This is a genomic window from Mycobacterium sp. IDUB_3 (assembly GCF_055419585.1).
This window is the reverse complement of record NZ_JBVAXZ010000001.1, coordinates 2,685,863-2,709,946: the sequence shown is the minus strand read 5'-3', so window position 1 is coordinate 2,709,946 and position 24,084 is coordinate 2,685,863. Positions and strand designations below refer to the sequence as shown.

Below are 24,084 nucleotides of genomic sequence, written 5' to 3'. Positions count from 1 at the left end.
GTCAGCGCGGTGCGATCAGCGCGAAGGCCTGCTTGGCGATCTTCAGCATCCAGCTGGTCACCGTCGGCCCGTGATCGCGCGGCCAATTCAGCTGGAAGCTGACCACCCACGGCTGCCGCGTCTTGTCGACGGCATACCAGCTGAAGGTCAGATCACCGGGCAGGCCACCGGCTTTCGCGCCGATATACGGCCACACGTTGCGGTCCAGCTGGATGCCCGCGACCGCGGAGAGGATCTCGCGCACCGGTGCGGCCTTGCCGACCGCGTCGGCCTGCAGCGCGGCGTGGACCCGGCAGATGTCCTCGGCGTTGCCGTACCATTCCGCGCCGTAGGACGATGCCGGCGAGTGTGCCCGCATCGGATCCGGGTCATAGGGCGTCGAATTCGCCTGCTCCAGCAACTGCGCGCGGACTTGCGGTGACCCATGTTCCCATTGGTCGCGCAGGTCGGGCCTGCCCCAGCCGACCGAGAACAACTCGTACATGGTGGGGAACGGGGTCATGCTGGCCGGGTCGTGATGACCCGCGGTGGCCAGCGCTTCGGAGATGGCTTGCGTGCCCATCTTGCCGATCAGCAGGTCGGTCGCCATGTTGTCACTGGTCGCGATCATCTTCTCGGCGGCGGTCCGTACCGAAACATGCGCTCCGGTAGGCAAAGCCAACCCCGACGAGCCGACGGCCCGGCTCTTGTCGGTGACGGTCAGCTGGTCATCCCAGGACACCGTCCCGTTCTTGATCGCGCCCGCCAGCGCGTGCAACACGTACAGCTTGAAAATGGATGCCAGCGGCAAAGATTCGTGCGTGTTGGTGCCCGCCACCGGGTCGCAATGGCCGTCGTCGACCTTGGCGACCTGATAGGAATAGCGCGCACCCGTCTTGCCCAACACCGCGTCGATGTCGTGCCACGAGTTGATCGTGGGCGCCTGGGTGTCGAGATCGAATCGATCCACCGAGCCGCCGTCGTCGGTGTGAATCCGGATGTCTTGCCTGGCACCGTAGGACGAGGTGAGATGCAGGGTCGCCACGTTCGCGCCGAGGTCGACGCCGTTGAGCGTGAACGGACGGTCCCACCACAGCGCCTCCATGGTGGTTTCCACCGACTCGACCTTGTCGGGTGCGGCCAGGGTGCCGACCCCGACCGGGCCGATGGGCCAGTCCGAGTTGAGCATGTCCAACGTCTGCTGCGCCCGGATCCCGGGCGGGGTCCGGGTGTCGATCTGCCGTCCCGGATTCGCCGCGTTCGCCTGCGGCGAGGGGTTGGGGGCGCAGCCGGGCGCCAATGTCACGACCAGGGCGGCGGCCGCGCTCAGCGTCAATGCGCGTCGCCGGGCCGACAGCCCGCTAGCCAGCCTGCTTGTTGCCGGCAACGTCCATCACAACCTCGAATTCCAGCAGCGAGGCTCCGGTCGCCACCGGCTTCGCCCGCTCACCGGAGTGCGCCTCGATCGCGGGCCCCTGCGCCCATGCCTGGAACGCCTCTTCGGACTCCCACTGGGTCACTACGAAGTAGCGGTTCTCGCCCTTGATCGGGCGGAGCAGCTGAAAGCCGAGGAAGCCAGGCTGGTTGTCGACGGCGTGCGCCCGGTGGGCGAACCGCTTCTCCAGCTCCGGGCCGGCGTCGGCGGGTACTTCGATTGCGTTGATCTTCACCACTGGCGACATGCCGCTAGGCTACCCCGCCCATCCCCGTGCTGGAGTCGAGGGCGCTGCACGCAAGATGGTGCTGTGCCCAGCCAACTGTTGACTTGCCACGGGGGAGACGGTGAGCCGCTGGTGCTGGTGCACGGCCTGATGGGGCGGGGGACCACCTGGCCGCGACAGCTGCCCTGGCTGACCCGGCTGGGCACCGTGTACACCTACGACGCCCCGTGGCACCGGGGTCGCGACGTCGACGATCCCCACCCGATCAGCACCGAACGGTTCGTCGCCGATCTGGCCGACGCGGTGGGCTCGCTGGCGGCGCCGGCCCGGATGGTCGGGCATTCGATGGGGGCCCTGCACTCGTGGTGTTTGGCGGCCGAGCGCCCCGAACTGGTTTCCGCCCTGGTGCTCGAGGACATGGCCCCGGACTTCCGCGGCCGCACCACCGGCCCCTGGGAACCGTGGCTGCATTCCCTTCCCGTCGAATTCGATTCCGCCGAGCAGGTTTTCGCCGAATTCGGGCCCGTCGCCGGCCAGTATTTCCTGGAGGCCTTCGACCGCACCGAAACCGGTTGGCGGCTGCACGGTCACACCGCGCGCTGGATCGAGATCGCCGCCGAGTGGGGCACCAGGGACTACTGGACGCAGTGGCGCGCGGTGCGAGCGCCCGCGCTGCTCATCGAGGCCGGCAATTCGGTCACCCCGCCGGGGCAGATGCAACAGATGGCCGAAATACTAGGTAAAGCAACGTATTTGAAGGTTCCGCAAGCTGGTCACTTGATTCACGACGAGGCGCCGCAGCTGTACCGCCAGGCCGTCGAGTCATTCCTCGCCGGCTAGCGCGAACCGGCCATCGCGCGTCTGCGTCACCAAGCCGTCGGCCAGTAGCGAATACAGCGCGCGGTCGCGCTGCGCGGCATCGGTCAGCCAGGCCACATCCAGCTCGGCGCGCGGCACCGGAGAGTCGTTGGCGCGCAACACATCCATCAGCCGCCCGCGGACCTGGCGGTCGGTTCCGGCGTAGGTCTGAACGCGGCGGGGCGGGCCCTGCGCGGGCGGATGGCCGGCGTCCCGCCAGGCGCACCGGTCCAGCGGGCACAGCCCGCAGCGGGGCGCGCGCGCCGTGCAGACCGTCGCGCCCAGTTCCATCAGCGCGGCGGAAAACTTCGGCGCCGTTCCGTCGGCGGGCAGCAGCGCCGACACGTCGGCGTGGTCGCGCGTCGCCGACGGCGCGCCCGCGTCGGCCAGACCGTGCACCACGCGCGCGACCACCCGGCGCACGTTGGTGTCCACCACCGGTACCGACTGTCCGTAGGCGAAGCAGGCGATGGCCCGGGCGGTGTAGCTGCCGACACCGGGCAGTGTCAGCAGGGTGTCGACGTCATCGGGCACGACGTCGCCGTGATCGCGCGCGATCACGATGGCGCACTCGTGTAACCGCTTGGCCCGGCGCGGATAGCCGAGCTTGCCCCAGGCGCGCAGCACATCGGCGGCGCTGGCCGCGGCCGTCGCCGACGGGGTGGGCCAGCGCCGCACCCAATCCGTCCAGATCGGCAGCACCCGCGACACCGGCGTCTGCTGCAGCATGAATTCGCTGACCAGGATCTGCCAGGCGCTCACCCCGGGCTCGCGCCACGGCAGGTCTCGGCGCGAAGTTTCGTACCAGTGAACAAGATTGGTGGCTGATATGAAATCTGGGCCCGCAACCGGCGGATGCGGCATGATGTCAGCCATGCCTAACACCAGTCCGGTAACCGCGTGGAAGTCACTCAAAGAGGGTAACGAGCGATTCGTCGCGGGTAAGCCGCAGCATCCCAGCCAAAGTGTTGAGCATCGGGCGAGCCTGGCCGCGGGTCAGAGCCCCACCGCAGTCGTGTTCGGCTGCGCCGACAGCCGAGTGGCCGCCGAGCTCATCTTCGATCAGGGCCTGGGTGACATGTTCGTGGTGCGCACCGCCGGGCAGGCCATCGATTCGGCGGTGTTGGGCTCGATCGAATTCGCCGTGGCGGTCCTCAACGTTCCGCTCATCGTCGTGCTGGGTCACGACAGCTGCGGCGCCGTCAAGGCGGCTCTGGCCGCGATCGACGACGGCACGATACCCGGCGGTTTCGTGCGCGATGTGGTGGAGCGCGTGGCCCCGTCGATCCTGATGGGCCGGCGCGAGGGCCTGAGCCGCGTGGACGAGTTCGAGAAGCGACACGTCTGCGAAACCGTTGCACAACTGACGTCTCGCTCGGCGATCATCGCCGAGCGGGTGGCCGCGGGCACGGTCGCGGTGGCGGGGGTCACCTACCACCTTGCGGACGGGCGGGCGGAGTTGTGCGACCACGCCGGCGACATAGGTGAATAGCCCCGAATAGGGTGGCCGCGGGCCCGGTTCCGCACCGCCACTACACGCCGTTTGCCCAGCAAACCTGGCGACACGCCGAGTCGGGTCAGCCGAATCGATGTGACCTGGGCCTACGCTGCGAACGTGCTCGATCTGGAACCGCGTGGCCCGCTACCCACCGAGATCTATTGGCGGCGCAGAGGCCTGGCCATTGGTATCGCGGTCGTCGTGATCGGGATCGTGGCCGCCATCGTCATCGCCTTCATGGGGCATAACGCGGGAGCCAAGCCCGCCAATGCCGACAAAGCCAGTGCCGCTCAGAACAAGCCGGGATCGGCTGCGCCCCAAGCGCCCCCACCGCCGGGACCCGAGGGCCCCGCTCCGGTGGCGCCGCCGGCGCAGGGGCAAAACCCCGAAACCCCCACACCCACCGCCGCGGTCCAGCCGCCGCCGGTGCTGAAGGAGGGCGACGACTGCCCCGATTCGACGCTGGCGGTCAAGGGTCTGACCAACGCCCCCCAGTACTTCATCGGTGACCAGCCGAAGTTCACCATGGTCGTCACCAACATCGGCCTGGTGGCCTGCAAGCGCGACGTCGGCGCCGCGGTGCTGGCGGCCTACGTCTACTCCCTGGACAACAAGCGGCTGTGGTCCAACCTGGACTGCGCCCCGTCCAACGAGACGCTGATCAAAACCTTCACGCCAGGCGAGCAGGTGACCACCGCCGTGACGTGGACGGGCATGGGCTCGGCGCCGCACTGCCCGCTGCCGCGGCCGGCGATCGGGCCCGGCACCTACAACCTCGTCGTGCAGCTGGGCAATCTGCGCTCGATGCCGGTTCCGTTCATCATGAACCAGCCACCGCCGGCACCGGGCCCGGTGCCCGGGCCGGGTCAGCCTGGCGCCGTGCCCCAGCCGGAGGCGCCGCCGATGGCCCCTCCGCCGGCCGGCTGAGGCCGCCAACGCACCTCAACTCAGTGAGTCGGTGATCGTCGACTCCGCCAGCTGCGACAGTCCCTCCCGCACATGGCGGGCCCACATCGCGCCGATGCCGTCGACCGATTGCAGGTCGCTGGCGCTGGCCGCGAGCACGTTCTGCAGCGTCCCGAACGAGCGCACCAGCAGGTCGGCGTGGGCGAACTGCAGCCGCGGAATGCCGGCCAGCGCCCGGTAGCCGCGCGGGCTGACCGCCGAATCCTGCGCCTCGGTGGTCGTCGGATACCCGAAAACCTTTGCCAGAATGGTGAAGTCGAGCAGCTCGGTATCCGAGAGCGCGTCCAGCTCGTCCAGCGTGGCCGTCATCTGCACCTCCGACAACGGCTCCGGGCTGGCGTGATAGTCACGCACGATCAGTTCGCGTGCGTTGTCGTTGCCGCCCAGCAGCTCGTCGAGCTGCAGCCGCAGTTGGCGCCCGTCGGTGCCGAGTTCGACGACGTCGTTGTCGATCACCTGGCCGATCCGCCGCACCAGCTCCAGCCGCTGCACCACGGTCATGACGTCGCGCAGCGTCACGAAGTCCTCGATCTCCGCGCGCGACAGCTGCCTGCTGACCTCGTCGAGCCGGATCTTGTACCGCTCCAGGGTGGCGATTCCTTGATTGGCCCGCGACAGGATGGTCGCCGAGTCGGCGACCACGTGGCGCTCGCCGCCCACGTAGACGGTCACGATGTTCATCGAGTGGCTGACCGAGATCACCGGGTAGCCGGTCTGGATCGCGGCCCGCTCCGCGGAGCGGTGCCGGGTTCCCGACTCGTCGGTGGCTATCGACGGGTCCGGGACCAGCTGCACGTTGGCCCGCACGATGCGGCTGCCGTCGGTGGACAGCACGACGGCGCCGTCCATCTTCGCCAGCTCGCGCAGCCGGGTCGGCGCGTAGCGCACGTCCAGAGCGAAGCCGCCGTCGCAGATGGCCTCGACGGCCTCGTCGTTGCCGAGCACGATCAGCGCGCCGGTGCGGCCACGCAGGATGCGTTCCAGGCCGTCACGCAGCCCGGTGCCCGGAGCCAGGCGGGCCACGGTTTCACGCAGGGTCGGACGGGTCACAGGGTGTCATTCTTCAGGCCCAACGCGTCATGCGTCCAGCCGTCGCGGGTTTGCGGGCGCGCCGCCGCGGTGGTCGGCGATGTCGATCATGTGTTCCAGCGCCCTGACGATGGTGGGTGCACGCAGCGCCCGCATCCCGTTCGGCACGATCTCGCGCCGGGGATCGTCCCCGTCCGGGATGAGCGCGATGCTGAAACCCTGGCGCGCGGCCTCGGACAGGCGCCGCTCCATGCCGCTGACCCGCCGGAGGTCCCCGGCCAGTCCCACCTCGCCGATCATCACCGCCGTGGTGGGCAGCGGGAGGTCGGCCAGCGCCGACGCCAGCGCGACCGCGACCGCCAGGTCCGACGACGGATCCGTCAGCCGCATGCCGCCGACCGTGGACAGGTAGATGTCGTTCGCGCCGACGGGCAACTTGGCGTGCTTCTCCAGCACCGCGGTGATCATCGCGGCCCGGGAGTGGTCGATGCCGCTGACGGCGCGCCGCGGCGAGCCGCCGACCGGCGTGGCCAGCAGCGCTTGCACCTCGCCGATCAGCGGCCGCTTCCCGTCCAGCGTCACGGTGATCGCGGTGCCGGGGACCGGGGCCGGACGCTGATCCAGGAACAGGTTCGACGGGTCGGCGACACCCTCGATCCCGTTGTCGTGCAACAGGAAACACCCGACCTCGTCGGCGGCCCCGAACCGGTTCTTGATCCCCCGGACCATGCGCAGCGAGCCGTTGCGGTCGCCCTCGAAGTGCAGCACCACGTCCACCAGATGCTCGAGGGAACGCGGCCCGGCGATGGCGCCGTCCTTGGTGACGTGGCCGACCAGGATCAGCGCGACCGCGTTGGTCTTGGCCGCGGCGGTCAGCGCCGAGGTCACCGCGCGCACCTGCGTGACGCCACCGGCCACGCCGTCGGCCTCGGTGGTGGACATGGTCTGCACCGAGTCCACGATCACCAGCGCGGGCCGGACCGTGGCGATGTGCTCGAGCACGGTGTGCAGGTCGGATTCGGCGGCCAGATAGAGCTCGTCGCTGCCGCAGCCGATGCGGTCGGCGCGCAGCCGGATCTGGCCCGCGGATTCCTCACCGGAGATGTACAGCGCGCGGCGGCCGGCTTGCGCCCAGCGATGCGCGACCTCGAGCAACAGCGTCGACTTGCCCACCCCCGGATCGCCGGCCAGCAGTGTGACCGAGCCGGGCACCACACCGCCGCCGAGTACGCGGTCGAGTTCGTCTACCCCCGTCGTGCGGTGCCGGCTGGCGTTGGGCTCGATGGAAGTGATGGGCACGGCCGGTGACGCCGTGGCCAGGCCGCTGCGCCGGCCGGCGACCGCACTGAGAACCGGAACCTCGTCAACGGTGCCCCAGGTGCCGCACTCCATGCAGCGGCCGACCCACTTAGCGGTGATATGCCGGCATTCCGAACACCGGTATTGGGAGCGCGCAGTTGCCACGCCATGACGGTATCGAGCCGCTACGACAAGCCCGCGTCACGACAGGCGGTTACCCCGCTTGGTTTTGCTGCGGCGGTGTCAACCCGGCCGAAATCGGCACGGCGACGGTGGCCTGCCCGCCCTTCTCGAAGGTGAAGGTGAAGTTGTAGGTGAGGCCGTTGGAGATCGGCTTGACCAAATTAATGGTCGCCTTGGCCGCCGCGGTGTTGGAACCGACCGGGCCGGGAGCCACCTTCTCGCCTTCCGGCGTTCCGACGAACAGGGAACCGCCGGCGGGCAGCCGCGGGTCGCCGGTGACCGTCACCGTGCCGATGTCGGTGGTGATGCCGACCAGCCGATCGGCGGTATTCGGCGACAGGTTCACGGCCACCAGCACCAGGTCCACGGTGCGGCCCGGCTGCAGGTAGTCGCCGGTTTGGTTGGCCTGGATCCGGATGTCGCGTAACGCCACGTGGTTGAACGTGACCTTGTTGCCGTTGATCGCGGGCTCCTGGACCGCCATCTGCGACACCTGACCGGCTCCGCAACCGCTCAGCAGGGCGGCCAGCACGGCCATCACTCCGGCGATGGCGAGCGCGGGAAGGCCGAGGCGGATCTTGAAGCGGTTCACTCTCTCAGGCCTCCTGCTGAGCCGGTCCGACTGATGCAACTATGCACAGTAGTAGGAACGTCCCGCGCGCGATAGCGCGGGGCGCCAGACCAGCGCAGGAGCGCCCGAATGGGCCGCCGCAGGGCGGCTTTCGTTGCGTTGGTAATGTGCTGCACTGCACGACTTGGTCCCCATGTCAACCCCTAGTCTGCGCGTGTTGTGCCCCTGACCTGCATCGTTGCTTCGCGCGTAGCTAGGCGGCCGTGTTAGGATGAAGTAACGAAAGGGGCTCGAATCAGATGATCTTCAAGGTCGGCGACACCGTTGTTTACCCGCATCACGGTGCTGCGTTAGTCGAGGCGATCGAAACCCGGACGATCAAAGGGGAACAAAAAGAATATCTCGTCCTGAAGGTGGCGCAGGGAGACCTGACAGTTCGAGTTCCCGCCGAGAACGCTGAGTACGTGGGTGTCCGCGACGTCGTCGGGCAAGAAGGTTTGGACAAGGTTTTCCAGGTGCTGCGCGCGCCGCACACCGAAGAGCCGACGAACTGGTCGCGCCGCTACAAGGCCAACCTCGAAAAGCTTGCTTCGGGCGATGTCAACAAGGTCGCCGAGGTAGTCCGCGACCTGTGGCGTCGCGATCAGGAGCGCGGTCTGTCGGCCGGCGAGAAGCGGATGCTGGCCAAGGCCCGTCAAATTCTGGTCGGTGAATTGGCGTTGGCCGAGAGCACCGACGACGCCAAGGCGGAGACCATCCTCGACGAGGTTCTGGCCGCCGCTTCCTGAAGGGCCTGACACCTCGGTGGCCCCGGAGACGGGCACCTCAGGCAAAGTAGTCGCAGTCGTCCCCGCCGCAGGATCGGGCGAACGGCTGGCCGCAGGAATTCCCAAGGCATTCTGTTTGGTCGACGGCCGCACGCTGCTGCAGCGCGCCGTCGCCGGTTTGCTCGATCCGGGGGTCGTCGATCACGTCGTGGTCGCCGTTCCCGCCGACCGGATCGGAGAGGCCAGCCAGGTGCTCGGCGGTTACGTCGGCAGCGGGCACGCCACCGTCGTCGCCGGCGGGCCCGACCGCACCGAATCCGTAAACCTGGCCCTGGCGGCCCTGCCTTCCTTGTCGGCGGCGTTGCCGCAGTTCGTGTTGGTACACGACGCCGCACGGGCGCTGACCCCCCCGGCGCTGATCACCCGCGTGGTGGAGGCGCTGCGGGCCGGTCACGACGCCGTGGTGCCCGCGCTGCGCCTGCATGACACCATCAAGGCCGTGGACGCCAACGGGGTGGTCCTCGGGACGCCCGAGCGCGCCGGGCTGCGCGCCGTGCAGACGCCGCAGGGCTTCGCCACCGACCTGTTGTTACGCGCGTACCGGGCCGGGGCCGGCGGGCCCGGTTTCACCGACGACGCATCGCTGGTCGAGAACGTCGGCGGCCGGGTCCAGGTGGTCGACGGCGACCCGCTGGCATTCAAGATCACCACTCAGCTCGATCTGTTGCTGGCCGAGACCGTGGTACGCCGATGAACGCGGTGCCTCCGCTGCCCAGGGTCGGACTGGGTGTCGACGTGCACCCGATCGAACCCGGGCGGCCATGCCGGTTGCTGGGTCTGCTTTTCGACGACGCCGACGGCTGCGCGGGTCATTCCGACGGCGACGTCGGGGCGCACGCGCTGTGCGACGCGGTGCTCTCGGCGGCCGGGCTGGGCGACGTGGGGGCGGTATTCGGGGTCGACGATCCGCGCTGGAAGGGCGTCAGTGGCGCCGACATGCTGCGCCATGTCGCGGATCTGGTGTTGCACCAAGGCTTCCGGATCGGCAACGCCGCCGTGCAGGTCATCGGCAACCGCCCGAAAGTCGGTCCGCGTCGCGACGAGGCGCAGCGGGTGCTGTCTGAATCGCTGGGCGCGCCGGTCTCGGTGTCGGCGACGACGACCGACGGGTTGGGGCTGACCGGACGCGGTGAGGGCCTCGCTGCCGTCGCCACCGCGCTGGTGGTCCCCACCGGGTAAGCCCGCGCAGCGCCGGGCGCCGGGGAACTACCCGGTAAGCTGGCACGTCGTGACCGATCACGCCCGCTTGCGGCTACACGACACGGCGGCTGGTGCCGTGCGTGATTTCGTTCCGCTGCGCGAAGGTCACGTCTCCATCTACCTGTGTGGCGCCACCGTCCAGGGCCTGCCGCACATCGGCCATGTCCGCAGCGGCGTGGCCTTCGACATCCTGCGCCGATGGTTGATTGCGCGCGGCAGTGACGTCGCGTTCATCCGCAACGTCACCGACATCGACGACAAGATCCTCAACAAGGCCGCCGCGGCGGGCAGGCCGTGGTGGGAATGGGCGGCCACCTACGAGCGTGCCTTCAGCGCCGCCTACGACGCACTGGACGTGCTGCCGCCGTCGGCCGAGCCGCGGGCCACCGGGCACATCACCCAGATGGTCGAATTAATGGGAAAGCTGATCGAAACCGATCACGCCTACGCCGCCGGCGGTGACGTGTACTTCAACGTGCTCAGTTACCCGGAGTACGGGCAGCTGTCCGGGCACAGGATCGACGACGTCCACCAGGGCGAGGGCGTGGCCACCTGCAAACGCGATCAGCGGGACTTCACTATGTGGAAGGCCGCCAAGCCCGGCGAGCCGTCCTGGCCCACGCCATGGGGCCGTGGACGCCCGGGCTGGCACCTGGAATGCTCCGCCATGGCCCGCACGTATCTGGGATCGGAATTCGACATCCATTGCGGCGGAATGGACTTGGTCTTCCCGCACCACGAGAACGAGATTGCGCAGAGCCGCGCCGCCGGCGACGGCTTCGCCCGCTACTGGCTGCACAACGGCTGGGTCACCATGGGCGGCGAGAAGATGAGCAAGTCGCTGGGCAACGTGTTGGCCATTCCGGCGATGTTGCAGCGGGTGCGACCGGCGGAGCTGCGCTACTACCTGGGCAGCGCGCACTACCGTTCGATGCTGGAATTCTCCGACACCGCACTGCAGGACGCGGTGAAAGCCTATGTCGGCGTTGAGGAATTCCTGCACCGCGTGCGGGTGCGGGTCGGTGGCGTCGAGCCCGGGCAGTGGACGCAGAAATTCGCCGACGCGCTCAACGACGACCTTGCGGTGCCCGCCGCGCTGGCCGAGGTGCACCAGGCCCGCGCCGAAGGCAACCGGGCGCTGGACTCCGGCGATCACCAGGGCGCGCTGCAACATGCCGGCGCGATCCGCGCGATGATGGGCATCCTGGGTTGCGACCCGCTGGACGAACGCTGGGAAACCCGCGACGAAACGTCGGCGGCGCTGGCCGCCGTCGACGTGCTGGTCCAGGCGGAGCTGGAGAACCGGCAGAAGGCGCGCGAGCAACGCAACTGGGCGCTCGCCGACGAGATCCGCGACCGGCTGAAGTACGCCGGCATCGAGGTCACCGATACCGCCGACGGGCCGCAGTGGGAGCTTTCGGCTCACGAAGAAAAGCGCGACAAGTAGATGGCCGGCAACTCGCGTCGCCGTGGGGCGATCCGCAAAGAGGGCACCAAGAAGGGCCCGACCGTAGGTTCGGGAGGCCAGCGCCGCCGCGGCCTGGAAGGGCGTGGCCCCACCCCGCCCGCGCATATGCGCCCGAACCATCCGGCCGCCAAGCGCGCCAAGGCCCAGAGTCGTCGGCCGGCGCGGGGCCGAACCGACGAAGCAGCCGAGACGGTGCTGGGCCGTAACCCGGTGGTCGAATGCCTGCGGGCCGGGGTGCCCGCCACGGCGCTCTACGTGGCGCTGGGCACCGAAGCCGACGAACGGCTCACCGAGTCCGTCACCCGCGCAGCCGATTTGGGCATCTCCATCCTCGAGGTACCGCGTACCGATCTGGACCGGATGACCAGCAACCACCTGCATCAGGGGATCGCGTTGCAGGTGCCGCCCTACAACTACGCCCACCCCGATGATCTGGTTGCCGCCGCACTCGCCTCGCCGCCGGCGCTGTTGGTCGCGCTGGACAACATCTCCGACCCCCGCAACCTGGGCGCCATCGTCCGTTCGGTGGCGGCATTCGGCGGCCACGGGGTGTTGATCCCGCAGCGCCGGTCCGCCTCGGTGACGGCGGTGGCCTGGCGCACCAGCGCCGGGGCCGCGGCACGCATCCCGGTGGCACGCGCCACCAATCTGAACAGGACACTGACGGATTGGGCCGGCCGCGGCCTGCGGGTGATCGGACTGGACGCCGGCGGCGACACCATGCTCGACGACATCGACGGCACCGATCCGCTGGTGGTCGTTGTGGGCTCGGAAGGCAAGGGACTGTCGCGGTTGGTGCGGCAGAACTGCGACGAAGTCGTGTCCATCCCGATGGCCGGAAACACCGAATCGCTGAACGCGTCGGTGGCCGCCGGGGTGGTACTCGCCGAAATCACGCGCCAGCGTAGGAATTGACCCCGGTGCCCGGCCGGCCCGCGCGCCTTCGTGCGGCGCTGGCGGTGCTGCTGCTGACCGTCGCGCTGTGGCCGGCTGACGTCGCCTGGGCCCAAGCGACCGACTTCGACCTGCAGGCCCACCGCGGGGGGCGGGGCGAGACCACCGAGGAGTCGCTGCGCGGGTTCGCCAAGGCGCTCGAATTGGGCGTCAGCACTTTGGAACTCGACGTCGTCCTGACCAGGGACGGCCAACCGCTGGTGTGGCACGACCCGACGATCCAGGCCGAGAAGTGTGCCGACAGCGCGCCCGCGTTCGCCGGCGACCCGCAGTACCCGTACGTCGGGAAGCTGGTGCACGAGCTCACCCTGGCGCAGGTCGGCACCCTGGACTGCGGCCGCCCGCTCGAGGCGTATCCCAGGGCCGAGGTGGTGCGGGGCAACAAGATAGCGACGCTGCCGCAGGTTTTTGCGCTCGCCGACTCCTACCGCGCCGATCGGATCCGCTACAACATCGAAACCAAGGTGGAGGCCGACCTCCCCGGCACATCGGCCGAGCCGCAGGAGTTCGTCGACGTGATCCTGGCCGCGGTCAGGTCCGCGGGCAAGGTCGACCGGGTGGAGATTCAGAGCTTCGACTGGCGCACCCTGCCACTGGTGCGGCGCGCCGATCCGTCCATTCCCTTGGTGGCCCTGTACGACGGGCACACCTGGGCGCCGGACTCGCCCTGGCTGGCCGGCGCAAACCCCACGCTCATCGGCGATCCGCTGATCGGCGCGCGGCTGGTGGGCGCCGGCATCGTCTCACCGGATTATCAACTGGTCACCGGCCGGGAGTACGTCGACCGCGCACATGCGTTGGGGCTCAAGGTGATTCCATGGACGGTGGACGACGCCGCCGCCATGCGTCAGCAGATCGGATACGGGGTCGACGGCATCATCACGGACTATCCGACCCTGCTGCGCGGCGTGCTCGCCGAACTGGCGATGCCGTTGCCGCCGGCCTACCGGCGGGGCTAGCGGGCGACGCTGCCGGCCAGGTCGCCGTTGTCGCGAGCCGGCTGCTCGTCGCCGCGTCGTGGTCGGCGAAGGTTGGCGCACGCGGCCCGCCACATCATGCCCGGGCGCAGCAGTCGGGAAGCGGGATCGATAAGCGCGGTGACCTTGACGAACCGATCGACCACGACGGTGTCGTATTCGCTCGCGGTGAGTATGCGATCGATGTACCCGTTGAGCAGCCGGGTGAGCAGCGGTGGCGTGCCCTCGATCTCGGGCAGGCACAGGTCCGGGTTGGCCGACAGCTCCCACGCCTGGCGGATCGGCACCGCGGCGGCCCGGAAGAATCGCCGCGCCAAATCCTGTGTGCCCTCAGCCAGGCAGTCGCGCAGCGCCACCGCCTCCAGCGCGGCGACCGTCATGCCCTGACCGTAGATCGGGTTGAAGCTGCAGATCGCGTCGCCCATTACCAGCAGGCCTTCCGGGAAGCGTTGCATCTTGTCGTAGCGGCGCCACTGGCTGGACGGCTGACCGTGCCGGGTGGGCTCGTCGATGGGTTCGGCGGATCGGACCGCGGCCAGCAGCTGGGCCGGTGCGCAGTCCTCGACGAACTCGCACATCGACGCCAGGTCCGGCTGCGGCCCGTGGCCCGCTATGCCGTACACGGTGAACATCCAGGTGTCATTCTCCGAGCGCAACATCCCCAGCCCGCGCGGGCGGCCCGGCACCGCTCCGACGATGAAACCGAACTCGTGCAGCGCGTCCGGCGCCATCCGCAGGCGTTGGCTCACGTAGGTCAGCTGCACCGGCACATGGACCTCTGCCGGGCGCTGGTAGCCCAGGGCGGTCAACCACGCAGGGGTGCGCGCGCCGCGCCCGGTGGCATCGAGCACCAAGTCCGCGCTCAGCGTGACGTCTTCGCGGGTGCGCCGGTCGACCACCCGCGCGCCGGTCACACGGCGGCGGTCTGATGTCGTGGTCAGGTCCACGATGTCGTGCTCGTCGAGCAGCGTGATGGTGGGGATCCGGCGCAGTCGCGCTCGGACATGCTCCTCGAGGAACGGCCGGGTGGCCAGATAGGCGGCGAACGAAGGGGCGGCCCCCGAACGCACCATCAGGTGGTCGCCCAAGCGGTAGTACAGCTGCGAGAGATCACGGCCATCCAGGTGGTGCGCGCCGTCGATGACCATCGCATCCAGGACGCCGGGGAACAGTTCCTCGAGGACCAGGGCGCCGCGGGGCAGCAGGCCGTGCAGGTGGCGGCCCTGCGGCACACCGCGGCGAGCGGAGGCCGTGTCGGGGGGGATGTCGGGCAGCGGATCGCGCTCCACCACCGTGACCGTGCCGAAGAACTCGCTGAGCGATCGCGCGGCCAGCAGACCGGCCATGCTCGCTCCCAATACCACCGCGTGATTGCCGATCCTTGCCATAGCCCACCGCCTGTGCTGAGTGCGTATCCGACAAAAACCATGTTCATGGCCCGAAACGGGGGCCGACAGCGTAGCCGACTACGCCATTGCCGCGGGGCGGCGACTCGCGAGGCCAGCGAACGCCGGGCAAATCGGCCCGGGTGGTGCTCGCGCGCCGTTATAGTCGCCGAATGATCGGCACCGAGTCGCTGGCCGGGCGCGCCAGCGAATTGGGAATCATCCGCCGCGCCCTGAGCGCGGGCGGCAACCACAGGGGCGTGGTGATCGCCGGACCCCCCGGAGTGGGTAAGACCCGGCTCGCCCACGAAGTGCTGCGGCGCGCCGAGGCGTCGGGGGAGCGGACCAGGTGGATCGTCGGCACCGACTCGGCGCAGGCGCTGCCGCTGGGCGCGTTCATCGGGTCGATGACCGAGGCTATGAATCAGGTGCAGTCGGACCCGTTGACCGATGTGCGACGGGTGATCAATTCGTTTGTCGCACAACAGCGTCAACGCCGCGTGCTGATCGGGGTCGACGACGCGCACCTGTTGGACGGATTGTCCGCGCTGGTCGTCCACCAATTGGCGCAGTCGGGTGGGGTCCGGCTGGTGGTCACCGTACGTGTCGGCAGCGACGAACCGGATGCGGTGACGGCGCTGTGGAAAGACGGGCTGTTGGAAAGGCTTGATCTCAACCCATTTTCGGCCGCGGCGACACGCGAGGTCATCGAGAGCAACCTGGACGGTCCGGTCGATGCGCGCAGCGCGGCGCGGTTCCAGAAGCTGACCGGCGGCAACGCGTTATTCCTGCGGCAGCTGCTGGCGGATCAGGTGGCCGCCGGGCGGATGCGTAAGACGGCCGGGGTATGGATCTGGGACGGCGACGTTGCGGTCTCGGCGAGCCTGTCCGACACGGTGGGCCGTCAGATGGGGCGGCTCAGCCCGGAAGTGGCGGTGGTGATCGACACGTTGTCGCAATGTGAGCCGCTGGGCGTCGAGGTGCTGTGCGATTTGGTGCGGCGAAGCGACCTGGCGGCAGCCGAGGGGATGGGCCTGGTCAGCATCGAACGCACCGGCGCCGGTTTGACGGCCAGACTCGCCCACCCGCTGTTCGGTGAGCTGCGCCGCGCGAGCGCCGGCCAGCTGTATCTGTCGGAGATCCGCGGCAGGCTGGCGGCGCGGCTGGGTGACGACGGCGACGCCGATATGCAGGCCACGGTGCGCCGCGCGTTGCTGCGCCTCGAGTCGGATCTCGATCCAGACCCCGGGCTGTACCTGGAATCGGCACGGCATGCGATGACGCTGCTGGATCTGGATCTGGCCGACCGGTTCGCCACCGCCGCAACGGAAGCCGGCGCGCCCGGGGCGGCGGGGGTGCGGGCCATGAACCTCGCGCTGCTGGGACGCGGCGAGCCGGCCGAGTCGGCGTTGCGCGCGATGGCCGACGGCGACCTGCCCGACGCCCATCACTGGGCGACCGTGCGGGCGGCCAACCTGATGTGGAATCTCTTCGACCCCACTGGAGCGGGGGAGATCCTCGACGGGCTTGCCGCGCTCGATTCCGAGACCCCCGCCCAGCGAGCGGAGCGGTTGGCGGTGCAGGCGTGCCTGGATGCGGTGGCGGCGCGCTGCCAAACCGCGGCCGCAAATGCCCGGGCCGCCTTGGGTTTCCCTGACCTGCCCGGCTTCCATACGATGATGGCCTCGCTCGCGTTGATCATGGCGATGGGGGCGCTGGGCCAGGTCGATGAGCTCGCCGACGTGGCCGAGCAGACACTGCGGCGTGCGACGACGTCGTTTCAGGCATCGCATATGCGGTTCTGGTTCGGCGCCGTCTACGGACGCGCCTGCCGCCTGACCGGTCGCATCGACGAATTTATCAGCACGGCAAGACAACTGGCCGAATCGTCCCGCGACATCCCCGGCCTGGCGTACGCCAACTTGGCCCTACTGTCCGGCACCGCCGAGCTGGCTCGCGGCGCCGTCGCCGAGGCGGCCCGGCTGGTGCACGAGGCGGTGGCCGGGGTACAAACACACTATGTGACAACCGGTTTGCGACCAGCGAGCTACTTCGCGCTGGCCGAGGCGCACGCCAAGCTCGGTCAGGCAGGCGATGCGAACGACGCGGTCACCGCGGCGCGGTCATGCGTGCCCGCCGATTTTCTGTTCATGCACACCGGCCTGTCCCTGGCCGACGGATGGGCGATGGCGGCGAGCGGCCGGCTGGAGGAGGCCGTGGCAAGCGCAACGGAGGCGGCGCGCCTGGCCCGCGACCGCGGCCAGCCCACTCACGAGCTGGCCTGCATCCAGGCGGCTGCGCAATGGGGCGACGCCGCGCAGGCGGCGCGGGCGCGGGAGCTGGCCGGCGTGTTGTCGCTGCCGCTGGCCGACGCCGTGGCAGCGCATGCGGAGGCGCTGTCGGCCCGCGATGGCGAGGGTCTGCTGGCCGCATCGGCGGCGTACCGCCGTATCGGCGATCGGGTCGCAGCCGCCGATGCGGCGGCGCAGGCTTCGGTGGTGTTCGACGAACACCAACACCATCGCCGCGGAATGTACGCCGCGGCGTTGGCCAGGGAACTGGCCGATGAGTGCGGTGGCTTGCACACGCCGGCATTGCACACTCCGACGGGCCTGAAGTTGTCCGGCCGGCAGCGCGCCGTCGTCGAACTCGTGGTGGCCGGTCTGTCCAATCGCGAGATCGCGGACAAGCTGGTGATGTCGGTGCGCACCGTGGAGGGCCATGTGTACCGGGCCTGCCAGCGGGTGGGGGCCCAGTCGCGCGAGGAACTGGCGTCGATCATCCGATCGGGCCCCTGCGGCTCGCCCGCGCTCTAGAGACCAAGCAGCCGCGCCGAGGCCCACAGCGCCAGCACCGCCACCGCCAGCGATGCGGGCACCGTGCACACGCCGAGGCGGGTGTACTCGCCGACGCCGGCGTCGACGTCGTGCTGCCGTAACACGCGCCGCCACAACAGGTTCGACAGCGAACCGACGTAGGTCAGGTTGGGGCCGATGTTCACCCCGATCAGCACGGCCAAAACCGCCACCGGCCCGCTCGTCGCAACCAGCGGCAGCAGCACCAGCGTGGCGGGCAGGTTGTTGACGACGTTGGCCAGCACGGCGGCTATCGCGGCGATGGCGAGCAACGCCGGCAGGCCCGAACCCGACGGCAGCACCGCCGACATCGCCCGGTCCATCCCGTTGAGCATGACCGCCTGCACCACGACGCCCAGCGCCAGCACGAACACCAAAAACGACACATTCACCGAGCGCACGATGTCGGACACCGAGGTGTGCCGGTGGAGCAGGCTGCGCACCGCCAGGACCACGGCGCCGCACAGCGCCACCCAGGCGGGGGCTATCCCCACGGACTGAGCGACCGCGAACCCTGCCAACGTCAGCGCGACGACCACCAACACGAACACCGGCGGGTGCGGCGGCGCGCCCAGGTGCTCCGGGTCCGGCTGCACCCGCAGATCCTTGGCGAAGAACCACCGGAAGATCAGGTAGAGGACGACCACCGCGCCCACCCACGGCGCCGCCATCACCAGCGTGAATTTGGTGAACGAGATGTTGGCGGTGTGGAAGGCCAGCAGGTTGGTCAGGTTCGACACCGGCAGCAACAGCGAGGCTCCGTTGGCCAGATGCGCTGTGGCATAGGCGTACGGCCGCACCCGGGTGCGCTGTCGCCGCACGGCGGCCAGCACCACCGGCGTCAGCAACACCACGGCGGCGTCCAGGCTCAGCACCGCGGTGATCACCGAGGCGATGACGAACACCCGCCGCAGCAGGCCGCCCGACCCGACCCGTCCCCGCGTGATCGCCGCGCCGGCGGCCTCGAACAGACCCTCGTCGTCGCACAGCTTGGCCAGCACCAGCACCGCACCCAGGAACGCCACCACCCCGGACAGGTCGGCGATCTGTTTGGCCGCCTGGTGAACCGAGATCGCGCCGACCGCGATCAGGATCAGGGCCGCCGGGACCGCCGCCAAAGCCTCGGGCCAGCCGCCAGGGCGCGCGACGGCGAACGCCAGGACAACAGCAAGCAGCAACAGCGCAAGCGTCAGGGCCAACGTCAGAACCGCTTCACTGCCAGGGGTTTTCGCGTTGCCACACCCGTGGCAGGTGCAGCGCGACGCCGTCGTCGGCGGCGAGCTGATCGAGGATGTTGACGGAAAAGTCTAAGTCGTCGCCCGCATAGGGCAAGGCGCGCAACGGTTTTGTCAGGGGGCGGAAGAAGTCGTCCCAGTGAATGAGGATCACCCGGCGCGCCCCCACCGCGCGCACGGTCTCGGTCCAGTAGTCGACCAGGTATGACCGCGGCTGCAACCCCAGCTGCCCGACGGACAGGTACACGGCATCGGCTCGGTGGCCGGCCAGGGCGCCCTTGACGAAGCCGGCGCTGCCCTGGATCAGCAGCCGCCGGTCCGTGGGCCGGTGGTGCACCAGCGTCGACCAGGATTCCCCGCAGCGGTACGCCGACGCCTTCACCGGCGGGATCACCGGTTCGTCGATGACGCCGGGAAACCGGTCGGGCGGGCAGTGGTGCGATTCGATCAGGGTGACGTCGTAGGCACCCAACCGAATGGGTACGCCGTCGACCGCGACGACGATCCGGTCCTCGGGCAGCCCGTACCCGCGCCCGACATTGGCCGCGGACCGCCCGCCGACCAGCTGCGCGCCGGTGCGATCGGCGACCAGGGCGGAATCCAGCACGTGGTCGATGTGGGTGTGCACCGGAATGACCGCCGCCAGGCGCGACACCTTGGCCCGGGCAAGGCATCCGTCGACGCGCGCCGGCGAGGGCGACACCTTGCCGGCCGCGATCCTGGCCAGGCTCGGCCGGGAGAAATAGCCGTCGGTCATCAACGCCGACGAGCCGTCGTCGATCAGCAGGGTCGCCACCCCCATCCAGGTCACCGACGGCGCGCCGGGTTCGGCGGCGGGCGCGTCGAACCGGTCCGCGTACCGCGCGATATCGGGTCGCCCGAGTTTCAGCCGCATCAGCAGAAGGCCCTGATCTCGATGCCGGACGCCCCGAGGCGGTCGCGAACCGCGGAGGCGATCTGCACGGCGCCCGGCGAATCACTATGCACGCAAACGGATTCCGCCTGCAAAGCGATCTGCGTCCCGTCGGTCGCGGTGACCCACCCCGAGCTGACCATGGTGGCCACCCGGTCGCCGATCTCCGCCGGGTCGTGCAGCACCGCTCCCTGCTCACGGCGGGACACCAGCCGTCCGTCGGGACGATACGCCCGATCGGCGAAAGCCTCTGCGACCGTGCGTAATCCGCGGCTGGCGGCTTCGTCGAAAAACGCCGAGCCCGCCATGCCCAACACCGGCAGCCCGGCGTCCACCAGGCGCACCGCCTCGGCCACGGCGGCGGCCTGCTCCGTGTGGGTCACGATCGTGTTGTACAGCGCCCCATGCGGTTTGACGTAGGCCACCGACGAGCCGGCCGCGTGCGCTATCGCCTGCAGCGCGCCGATCTGATACACCACGTCGGCGATCAGGTCCTCGGTGGCGACGTCGATGAAGCGCCTGCCGAACCCGGCCAGGTCGCGATAGCTCACCTGCGCCCCGACGCGGACCCCGCGCCCGGCCGCCGACCGGCACACCCGCGCCAGGCCCGCGGGATCGCCGGCATGAAAACCGCAGGCGACGTTGGCGCTGGTGACGATGCCGAGCATGGCGTCGTCGTCACCCAGGCGCCAGACGCCGAAGCCCTCGCCCAGGTCGGCGTTCAGGTCGATACCGGCCACCCGCCCAGCTTATGGGGGGCCCGCGCGCCGGCCTAGGCGAGGAGGTTCCGCAGCCGCTGCTACTGCCTGGGGACCTTGGCCGCGATCTGCTCGGCGAGGTCGACCGCGGACCCGCCGGGCAGGAAGGAGCCGCAGGTGGCGACGTCGATGACGACGTTGTTGCGCACGGTCAGTGCCCGCTGGCACGTCCAGCCGTCGCTGCTGTCCTCAACCTCGGACGTGCTGAGCGTCCCGCCGACCTTGTGGGCCTCGCCCACCGCCCACACGATTTCGGGCTTGCCCGTGGGATGTTCGGAGAACCTGCGATTGGCGCAGGCGAACCACCGCCGCACCGAGGCGTCGTAGAACGTGTTGGCCTTCCGCGCGGATGGGTAGGCGATCACGGCCTGGATGGCGGAGTCGTTGCGGACCGCCGGATCATCGAAGTTGTCGTCGAGCCGCTGGCCGCGCATCGCGGTCCAGCCGGTGTCCGCGTAGACGGCTGCCTGGGCCGGGCCGTCCATTGCCAGGCAGCTCTTGTCGCTGAAAGTCGAGCTCCAGTCCCACATCTCCTGCACGCCGTAGCGCAGCCGCATCCCCGCGCTGAGCAAGGAGTTGATCTGGTCCTTGTCCAGCAGCAGCCCGTCGAGGGCCTCGGCGGGCTGCGGGGTCTGGGACAGTGGGCCGGAGTTGTCCGCGGGTGACGCGCTGCCGCCTACCACGGTGGTGCAGCCGGCCGTCAGCACGCACACCGCCGCCAGCACCAGGAACGCGATCCGCCCGCGCACCACTGCCCTTCCGACGTGGGGCCAATGTGTGCGACCAGCTTATGCGGCGGACTCTCGCCGGCGCCCGATCATCCAGCAGATCAGATAGATCAGGAACGAGATGCTCGCGACGAAGACCGACACCGGCACGCCGGGCGCCAGCGACAGCACCAGGCCGCCGACGGCGGACACCTCGGCGAACACCACGGAGGTCACCATTGCCACCGCCGGCGAGGCGACCACCCGGGCCGCCGCGGCCGCCGGCGTGATGAGCAACGACATCACCAGCAGCGCGCCGACGATCTGCACCGCCTGGGCCGCCACCACACCGACCAGGGCCGCGAACACGATGCCCAACGCGTGGACCGGCACACCGCGCGCCGCGGCGACATCGGGATCGACGGTGGCGAACAGCAGCGGCCGGTAACACGTCGCCAGCACGGCGATCACGAGCAGGCAGACCAGCGCCAGCATGGTCAGGCCCGTGTAGCCGACCCCGACGATCTGGCCGGTCAGCAGAGCGAAGCTGGTCGAGGTGCGGCCCGGGTAGAGATGGATGAACAACACCGCCAGGCCCAACCCGAACGCCAGCACCACGCCGATCACCGAGTCACGCTCCCGGTCGCGCCGCCCGAGCACGCCGAACAGCGCCGCGGCCAGGGCGCTGCCGATCAGCGCGCCCACCCCCACGCCGAAGCCGACCAGCAGCGCGAAAGCGGCTCCGGTCAGCGACAATTCGCTGGACCCGTGCACGGCGAACGACATCTGCCGCATCACGATGAACGGCCCGATCAGCCCGGCTACCAGTCCCAGCAGGGCGGCGGCCACCAGCGCCTGCTGCACGAAGTCGTGGCCGAGCAGGTGGGCGGTGATGTCGAAGGAGAACAGATGGTCCAGCAGGCCGGCGAGCCGATGCTCCATCAGCAGTACCCGCCGTCCCGCGCGCCGGCCACCACGTAGCCGTCCTTGACCTTCAGCACCTGAATGTCGGCTTGGTACAGCGCCGAGAGCGTCTGGCTGGTCATCACCTGCTCGACAGTGCCGATCTCGAACCGGCCGTCGACCAGGTACAGCAGCCGGTCCACGTACGGCAGGATCGGATTGATCTCGTGGGTGACGACGATGACCGTGGTCGCGGCGTCCTGGCGGCGCCGCTCGATCAGCGCCGACACCAGCCTGGCGTTGGCGGGGTCCAGCGTCAGCAGCGGCTCGTCGCACAGCAACAGCAGCGGGTCGCTGACCAGCGCCTGGGCGATGCGCACCCGCTGCAGCTCGCCGCCCGACATCGTCCCGACCCGGACGTCGGCCAGGTGTTCGCCGTTGACCTGGCGCAGCGCTTGGCGCACGGCCGCGCGCCGCCGCTCCCGATCGGCGGACCGCAGCGGGAGAGCGCCCCAGCGCGGCCCGTCGATGCCCAGCTGAACCAGGTCGCGACCGCGCAGCATCACGTCGGCGTCCATCGGGCGGTGTTGGGGCACATAGCCGATGCGTCCGCTGCCCCTGGTAATCGGCTTGCCGTCCACCAGCCCGGCGCCGGCGCTCAGTGCCAGCTGCCCGAGCAGGACCTTGAGCAGCGACGTCTTGCCGCTGCCGTTCGGACCCAGCACCGCGATGAATTCGCCCCGCGACACCGACAGGTCCAGGTGATCCCACAGCACGCGGTCGCCGAAGGACAGCCGAGCGCCGCGCAGCGAAACGGTCTCGGCGGGGTTTTCGATGGCCGGTTCCAGGCTCATGACGGCGTGGGCCGGCTCGACTGCAGCGCGGACTGCAGCTGGTTGACCGTATTGCGTTGCCAGGTCAGGTAATCCGTGCCGTCGGTCAGCGTTTCGGACACGTCGGTGACCGGGACACCCGCGTGCCGCGCGGCATCCCGTAGGCCGTTGATCGCGGTCGTGGAGGTCTGCGGGTTGATCAGCACCGCCGACACCTGATGCCGGTTGACCAGTTCGAGGACCGCCGCCATGTCGGCCGGTGCGGGATCGGTCTCGTTCTCGATGGCAGCCTCGAACGTGGGCGGCGTCCGGTTCACCAATCCCGAAGCCTTCAGCAGGTAGAACGCGACCGGTTCGGTCGCGATCACCGAGGTGTTGGGGTGGGTGGTCGCGATCGCGTGTTCGACGCCGGCGATGGAGTCGGCGTCGCGCCCGAACGCGGCGGCGTTGGCCCGGTAGTCGGCGGCGTTGCCCGGGTCGATCGTCGCGAGGCGGTCGGCAATGGTGGCCGCAACCGACTTCGCGACGGTCAGGTCGTAGAAGACGTGCTCGTTGCGGGGTTGGTCGCCGTCCAGGAACGAGTAGGCATCGACCGGCTTGGCGCCGGGGTGGCGGGCCAGCACATCGTCGACCCAGCCGTCGTAACCGCCGCCGTTGAAGACCACCAACGGGGCGTCGGCGATCGCGGCGGCGTCGGCGGGGCTGACCTCGTAGGAGTGCGGGTCGACGTCCGCGCCGCTGAGAATGGATTTGACGGCGACATGCGAACCCGCGACGGCGCGCGCGACGCTGCCCCACACGTCGGTGGAGGCGACGACGGAGATGGTCCGCGAGTGCGCGGTGCCGCCGCAGCCGGTGAGCACCGTGCCGCCGGCCAATACCAGGGCGGCCGCCAGCCATCGCGTCGCGTCGGCGGTTCTGGCCGTCGCCGTTCGCTGCCGCGTCAGTGCCATGCGCACGTCCGATTCCTCCCGCCGGCCAGTCAGCCGATCCACAATACTAATGAAAACCGTTTCCATTACAAA

The 24,084-nt window shown here is 69.6% G+C and carries 24 protein-coding genes; 10 read left to right on the top strand and 14 right to left on the bottom strand.

The features are described 5' to 3' along the window. Nucleotide 1: 1 nt before the first annotated feature. Together ACZYVJ_RS12305 and mhuD are read right to left on the bottom strand one after the other, a co-directional pair. The gene (locus ACZYVJ_RS12305) at nt 2–1,366 is read right to left on the bottom strand and encodes a serine hydrolase (RefSeq protein ID WP_463831239.1); all 1,365 of its coding nucleotides are present in this window, start codon (nt 1,364–1,366) and stop codon (nt 2–4) included. Then, on the bottom strand, nt 1,341–1,661 hold the full coding sequence (gene mhuD, locus ACZYVJ_RS12300; RefSeq protein WP_007772332.1) for a mycobilin-forming heme oxygenase MhuD: 321 nt from the start codon (nt 1,659–1,661) through the stop codon (nt 1,341–1,343). Before mhuD ends, ACZYVJ_RS12305 begins: the two co-directional genes overlap by 26 nt. A gap of 63 nt (nt 1,662–1,724) precedes the next feature. Between mhuD and ACZYVJ_RS12295 the strand changes: the two genes are divergently transcribed. After that, nucleotides 1,725–2,480: an alpha/beta fold hydrolase gene (locus ACZYVJ_RS12295; protein ID WP_463831238.1), complete on the top strand. Its 756-nt coding sequence runs from the start codon at nt 1,725–1,727 to the stop codon at nt 2,478–2,480. Here the strand turns inward: ACZYVJ_RS12295 and ACZYVJ_RS12290 are convergent. After that, nucleotides 2,463–3,374, bottom strand: coding sequence for an HhH-GPD family protein (locus ACZYVJ_RS12290; RefSeq protein WP_463831237.1), 912 nt, complete (start codon nt 3,372–3,374; stop codon nt 2,463–2,465). The two genes, ACZYVJ_RS12295 and ACZYVJ_RS12290, sit on opposite strands and share 18 nt — an antisense overlap. On the opposite strand from ACZYVJ_RS12290, the gene ACZYVJ_RS12285 reads away from it, so the two are divergent. Together ACZYVJ_RS12285 and ACZYVJ_RS12280 are read left to right on the top strand one after the other, a co-directional pair. Further along, nucleotides 3,373–3,990 carry a carbonic anhydrase gene (locus ACZYVJ_RS12285; protein ID WP_065027970.1) on the top strand — a complete coding sequence of 206 codons (618 nt, stop codon included), beginning with the start codon at nt 3,373–3,375 and terminating at the stop codon, nt 3,988–3,990. The two genes, ACZYVJ_RS12290 and ACZYVJ_RS12285, sit on opposite strands and share 2 nt — an antisense overlap. A gap of 123 nt (nt 3,991–4,113) precedes the next feature. Then, nucleotides 4,114–4,923, top strand: coding sequence for a hypothetical protein (locus ACZYVJ_RS12280; protein ID WP_463831236.1), 810 nt, complete (start codon nt 4,114–4,116; stop codon nt 4,921–4,923). A 15-nt stretch (nt 4,924–4,938) separates the two neighbouring features. On the opposite strand, the gene disA is transcribed toward ACZYVJ_RS12280, so the two are convergent. The 3 genes from disA to ACZYVJ_RS12265 are packed head-to-tail and all read right to left on the bottom strand — an operon-like array spanning nt 4,939 to nt 8,065. Continuing rightward, nucleotides 4,939–6,012 carry a DNA integrity scanning diadenylate cyclase DisA gene (gene disA, locus ACZYVJ_RS12275; RefSeq protein WP_463831235.1) on the bottom strand — a complete coding sequence of 358 codons (1,074 nt, stop codon included), beginning with the start codon at nt 6,010–6,012 and terminating at the stop codon, nt 4,939–4,941. Nucleotides 6,013–6,039: 27 nt separating this feature from the next. After that, nucleotides 6,040–7,455, bottom strand: a complete 1,416-nt coding sequence (gene radA / locus ACZYVJ_RS12270) for a DNA repair protein RadA (protein WP_463831234.1) — start codon at nt 7,453–7,455, stop codon at nt 6,040–6,042. Between the two features lie 49 nt (nt 7,456–7,504). Further along, nucleotides 7,505–8,065, bottom strand: a complete 561-nt coding sequence (locus tag ACZYVJ_RS12265; protein ID WP_463831233.1) for a copper chaperone PCu(A)C domain-containing protein — start codon at nt 8,063–8,065, stop codon at nt 7,505–7,507. Nucleotides 8,066–8,343: 278 nt separating this feature from the next. On the opposite strand from ACZYVJ_RS12265, the gene carD reads away from it, so the two are divergent. From carD to ACZYVJ_RS12235, 6 genes are read left to right on the top strand one after another with little or no spacing between them, the layout of a single operon-like run. Next, nucleotides 8,344–8,832, top strand: a complete 489-nt coding sequence (gene carD / locus ACZYVJ_RS12260; protein WP_003419482.1) for an RNA polymerase-binding transcription factor CarD — start codon at nt 8,344–8,346, stop codon at nt 8,830–8,832. A gap of 16 nt (nt 8,833–8,848) precedes the next feature. Continuing rightward, the gene (gene ispD, locus ACZYVJ_RS12255; protein ID WP_463831232.1) at nt 8,849–9,565 is read left to right on the top strand and encodes a 2-C-methyl-D-erythritol 4-phosphate cytidylyltransferase; all 717 of its coding nucleotides are present in this window, start codon (nt 8,849–8,851) and stop codon (nt 9,563–9,565) included. Next, nucleotides 9,562–10,050: a 2-C-methyl-D-erythritol 2,4-cyclodiphosphate synthase gene (gene ispF / locus ACZYVJ_RS12250; protein ID WP_463831231.1), complete on the top strand. Its 489-nt coding sequence runs from the start codon at nt 9,562–9,564 to the stop codon at nt 10,048–10,050. The genes ispD and ispF overlap by 4 nt, the downstream gene beginning before the upstream one ends. A gap of 49 nt (nt 10,051–10,099) precedes the next feature. Then, nucleotides 10,100–11,518, top strand: coding sequence for a cysteine--tRNA ligase (cysS, locus tag ACZYVJ_RS12245; protein WP_463831230.1), 1,419 nt, complete (start codon nt 10,100–10,102; stop codon nt 11,516–11,518). After that, on the top strand, nt 11,519–12,454 hold the full coding sequence (rlmB, locus tag ACZYVJ_RS12240) for a 23S rRNA (guanosine(2251)-2'-O)-methyltransferase RlmB (RefSeq protein WP_463831229.1): 936 nt from the start codon (nt 11,519–11,521) through the stop codon (nt 12,452–12,454). Continuing rightward, nucleotides 12,451–13,452, top strand: coding sequence for a glycerophosphodiester phosphodiesterase (locus ACZYVJ_RS12235; protein ID WP_463831228.1), 1,002 nt, complete (start codon nt 12,451–12,453; stop codon nt 13,450–13,452). The genes rlmB and ACZYVJ_RS12235 overlap by 4 nt, the downstream gene beginning before the upstream one ends. Here ACZYVJ_RS12235 and ACZYVJ_RS12230 read toward each other — a convergent pair. Continuing rightward, a complete protein-coding gene (locus ACZYVJ_RS12230; RefSeq protein WP_463831227.1) occupies nt 13,449–14,858 on the bottom strand; it encodes an FAD-dependent oxidoreductase in 1,410 nt (469 codons plus the stop codon). The two genes, ACZYVJ_RS12235 and ACZYVJ_RS12230, sit on opposite strands and share 4 nt — an antisense overlap. Before the next feature lie 170 nt (nt 14,859–15,028). Here ACZYVJ_RS12230 and ACZYVJ_RS12225 point away from each other — a divergent pair, with 170 nt between their 5' ends. Further along, entirely contained in the window at nt 15,029–17,671 is a 2,643-nt protein-coding gene (locus ACZYVJ_RS12225; protein ID WP_463831226.1) for a LuxR C-terminal-related transcriptional regulator, read from the top strand. On the opposite strand, the gene ACZYVJ_RS12220 is transcribed toward ACZYVJ_RS12225, so the two are convergent. From ACZYVJ_RS12220 to ACZYVJ_RS12190, 7 genes are read right to left on the bottom strand one after another with little or no spacing between them, the layout of a single operon-like run. Then, nucleotides 17,668–18,909, bottom strand: coding sequence for an SLC13 family permease (locus tag ACZYVJ_RS12220; protein WP_463831225.1), 1,242 nt, complete (start codon nt 18,907–18,909; stop codon nt 17,668–17,670). The genes ACZYVJ_RS12225 and ACZYVJ_RS12220 overlap by 4 nt on opposite strands. A gap of 13 nt (nt 18,910–18,922) precedes the next feature. Then, nucleotides 18,923–19,840 (bottom strand): MBL fold metallo-hydrolase, encoded by a 918-nt coding sequence (locus tag ACZYVJ_RS12215; protein ID WP_463831224.1) that lies wholly within the window; start codon nt 19,838–19,840, stop codon nt 18,923–18,925. After that, complete coding sequence (locus tag ACZYVJ_RS12210; protein WP_463831223.1) at nt 19,840–20,598, bottom strand: LamB/YcsF family protein; 759 nt, start codon at nt 20,596–20,598, stop codon at nt 19,840–19,842. Before ACZYVJ_RS12210 ends, ACZYVJ_RS12215 begins: the two co-directional genes overlap by 1 nt. A gap of 59 nt (nt 20,599–20,657) precedes the next feature. Further along, nucleotides 20,658–21,368 (bottom strand): sensor domain-containing protein, encoded by a 711-nt coding sequence (locus ACZYVJ_RS12205; protein ID WP_463831222.1) that lies wholly within the window; start codon nt 21,366–21,368, stop codon nt 20,658–20,660. Nucleotides 21,369–21,404: 36 nt separating this feature from the next. Next, the gene (locus ACZYVJ_RS12200) at nt 21,405–22,265 is read right to left on the bottom strand and encodes a metal ABC transporter permease (protein ID WP_463831221.1); all 861 of its coding nucleotides are present in this window, start codon (nt 22,263–22,265) and stop codon (nt 21,405–21,407) included. Then, nucleotides 22,265–23,080, bottom strand: a complete 816-nt coding sequence (locus ACZYVJ_RS12195; protein WP_463831220.1) for a metal ABC transporter ATP-binding protein — start codon at nt 23,078–23,080, stop codon at nt 22,265–22,267. Before ACZYVJ_RS12195 ends, ACZYVJ_RS12200 begins: the two co-directional genes overlap by 1 nt. Beyond that, entirely contained in the window at nt 23,077–24,012 is a 936-nt protein-coding gene (locus tag ACZYVJ_RS12190; protein WP_463831219.1) for a metal ABC transporter solute-binding protein, Zn/Mn family, read from the bottom strand. The genes ACZYVJ_RS12195 and ACZYVJ_RS12190 overlap by 4 nt, the downstream gene beginning before the upstream one ends. Nucleotides 24,013–24,084: the final 72 nt, after the last annotated feature.

Bases quoted from the DNA above. Each gene is read 5' to 3' on its own strand.
- mhuD (WP_007772332.1), bottom strand. From the start codon at position 1,661: ATGTCGCCAGTGGTGAAGATCAACGCAATCGAAGTACCCGCCGACGCC.
- ACZYVJ_RS12285 (WP_065027970.1), top strand. From the start codon at position 3,373: ATGCCTAACACCAGTCCGGTAACCGCGTGGAAGTCACTCAAAGAGGGT.
- ACZYVJ_RS12290 (WP_463831237.1), bottom strand. From the start codon at position 3,374: ATGGCTGACATCATGCCGCATCCGCCGGTTGCGGGCCCAGATTTCATA.
- carD (WP_003419482.1), top strand. From the start codon at position 8,344: ATGATCTTCAAGGTCGGCGACACCGTTGTTTACCCGCATCACGGTGCT.
- ispF (WP_463831231.1), top strand. From the start codon at position 9,562: ATGAACGCGGTGCCTCCGCTGCCCAGGGTCGGACTGGGTGTCGACGTG.
- rlmB (WP_463831229.1), top strand. From the start codon at position 11,519: ATGGCCGGCAACTCGCGTCGCCGTGGGGCGATCCGCAAAGAGGGCACC.
- ACZYVJ_RS12230 (WP_463831227.1), bottom strand. From the start codon at position 14,858: ATGGCAAGGATCGGCAATCACGCGGTGGTATTGGGAGCGAGCATGGCC.
- ACZYVJ_RS12225 (WP_463831226.1), top strand. From the start codon at position 15,029: ATGATCGGCACCGAGTCGCTGGCCGGGCGCGCCAGCGAATTGGGAATC.
- ACZYVJ_RS12215 (WP_463831224.1), bottom strand. From the start codon at position 19,840: ATGCGGCTGAAACTCGGGCGACCCGATATCGCGCGGTACGCGGACCGG.
- ACZYVJ_RS12200 (WP_463831221.1), bottom strand. From the start codon at position 22,265: ATGGAGCATCGGCTCGCCGGCCTGCTGGACCATCTGTTCTCCTTCGAC.
- ACZYVJ_RS12195 (WP_463831220.1), bottom strand. From the start codon at position 23,080: ATGAGCCTGGAACCGGCCATCGAAAACCCCGCCGAGACCGTTTCGCTG.
- ACZYVJ_RS12190 (WP_463831219.1), bottom strand. From the start codon at position 24,012: ATGGCACTGACGCGGCAGCGAACGGCGACGGCCAGAACCGCCGACGCG.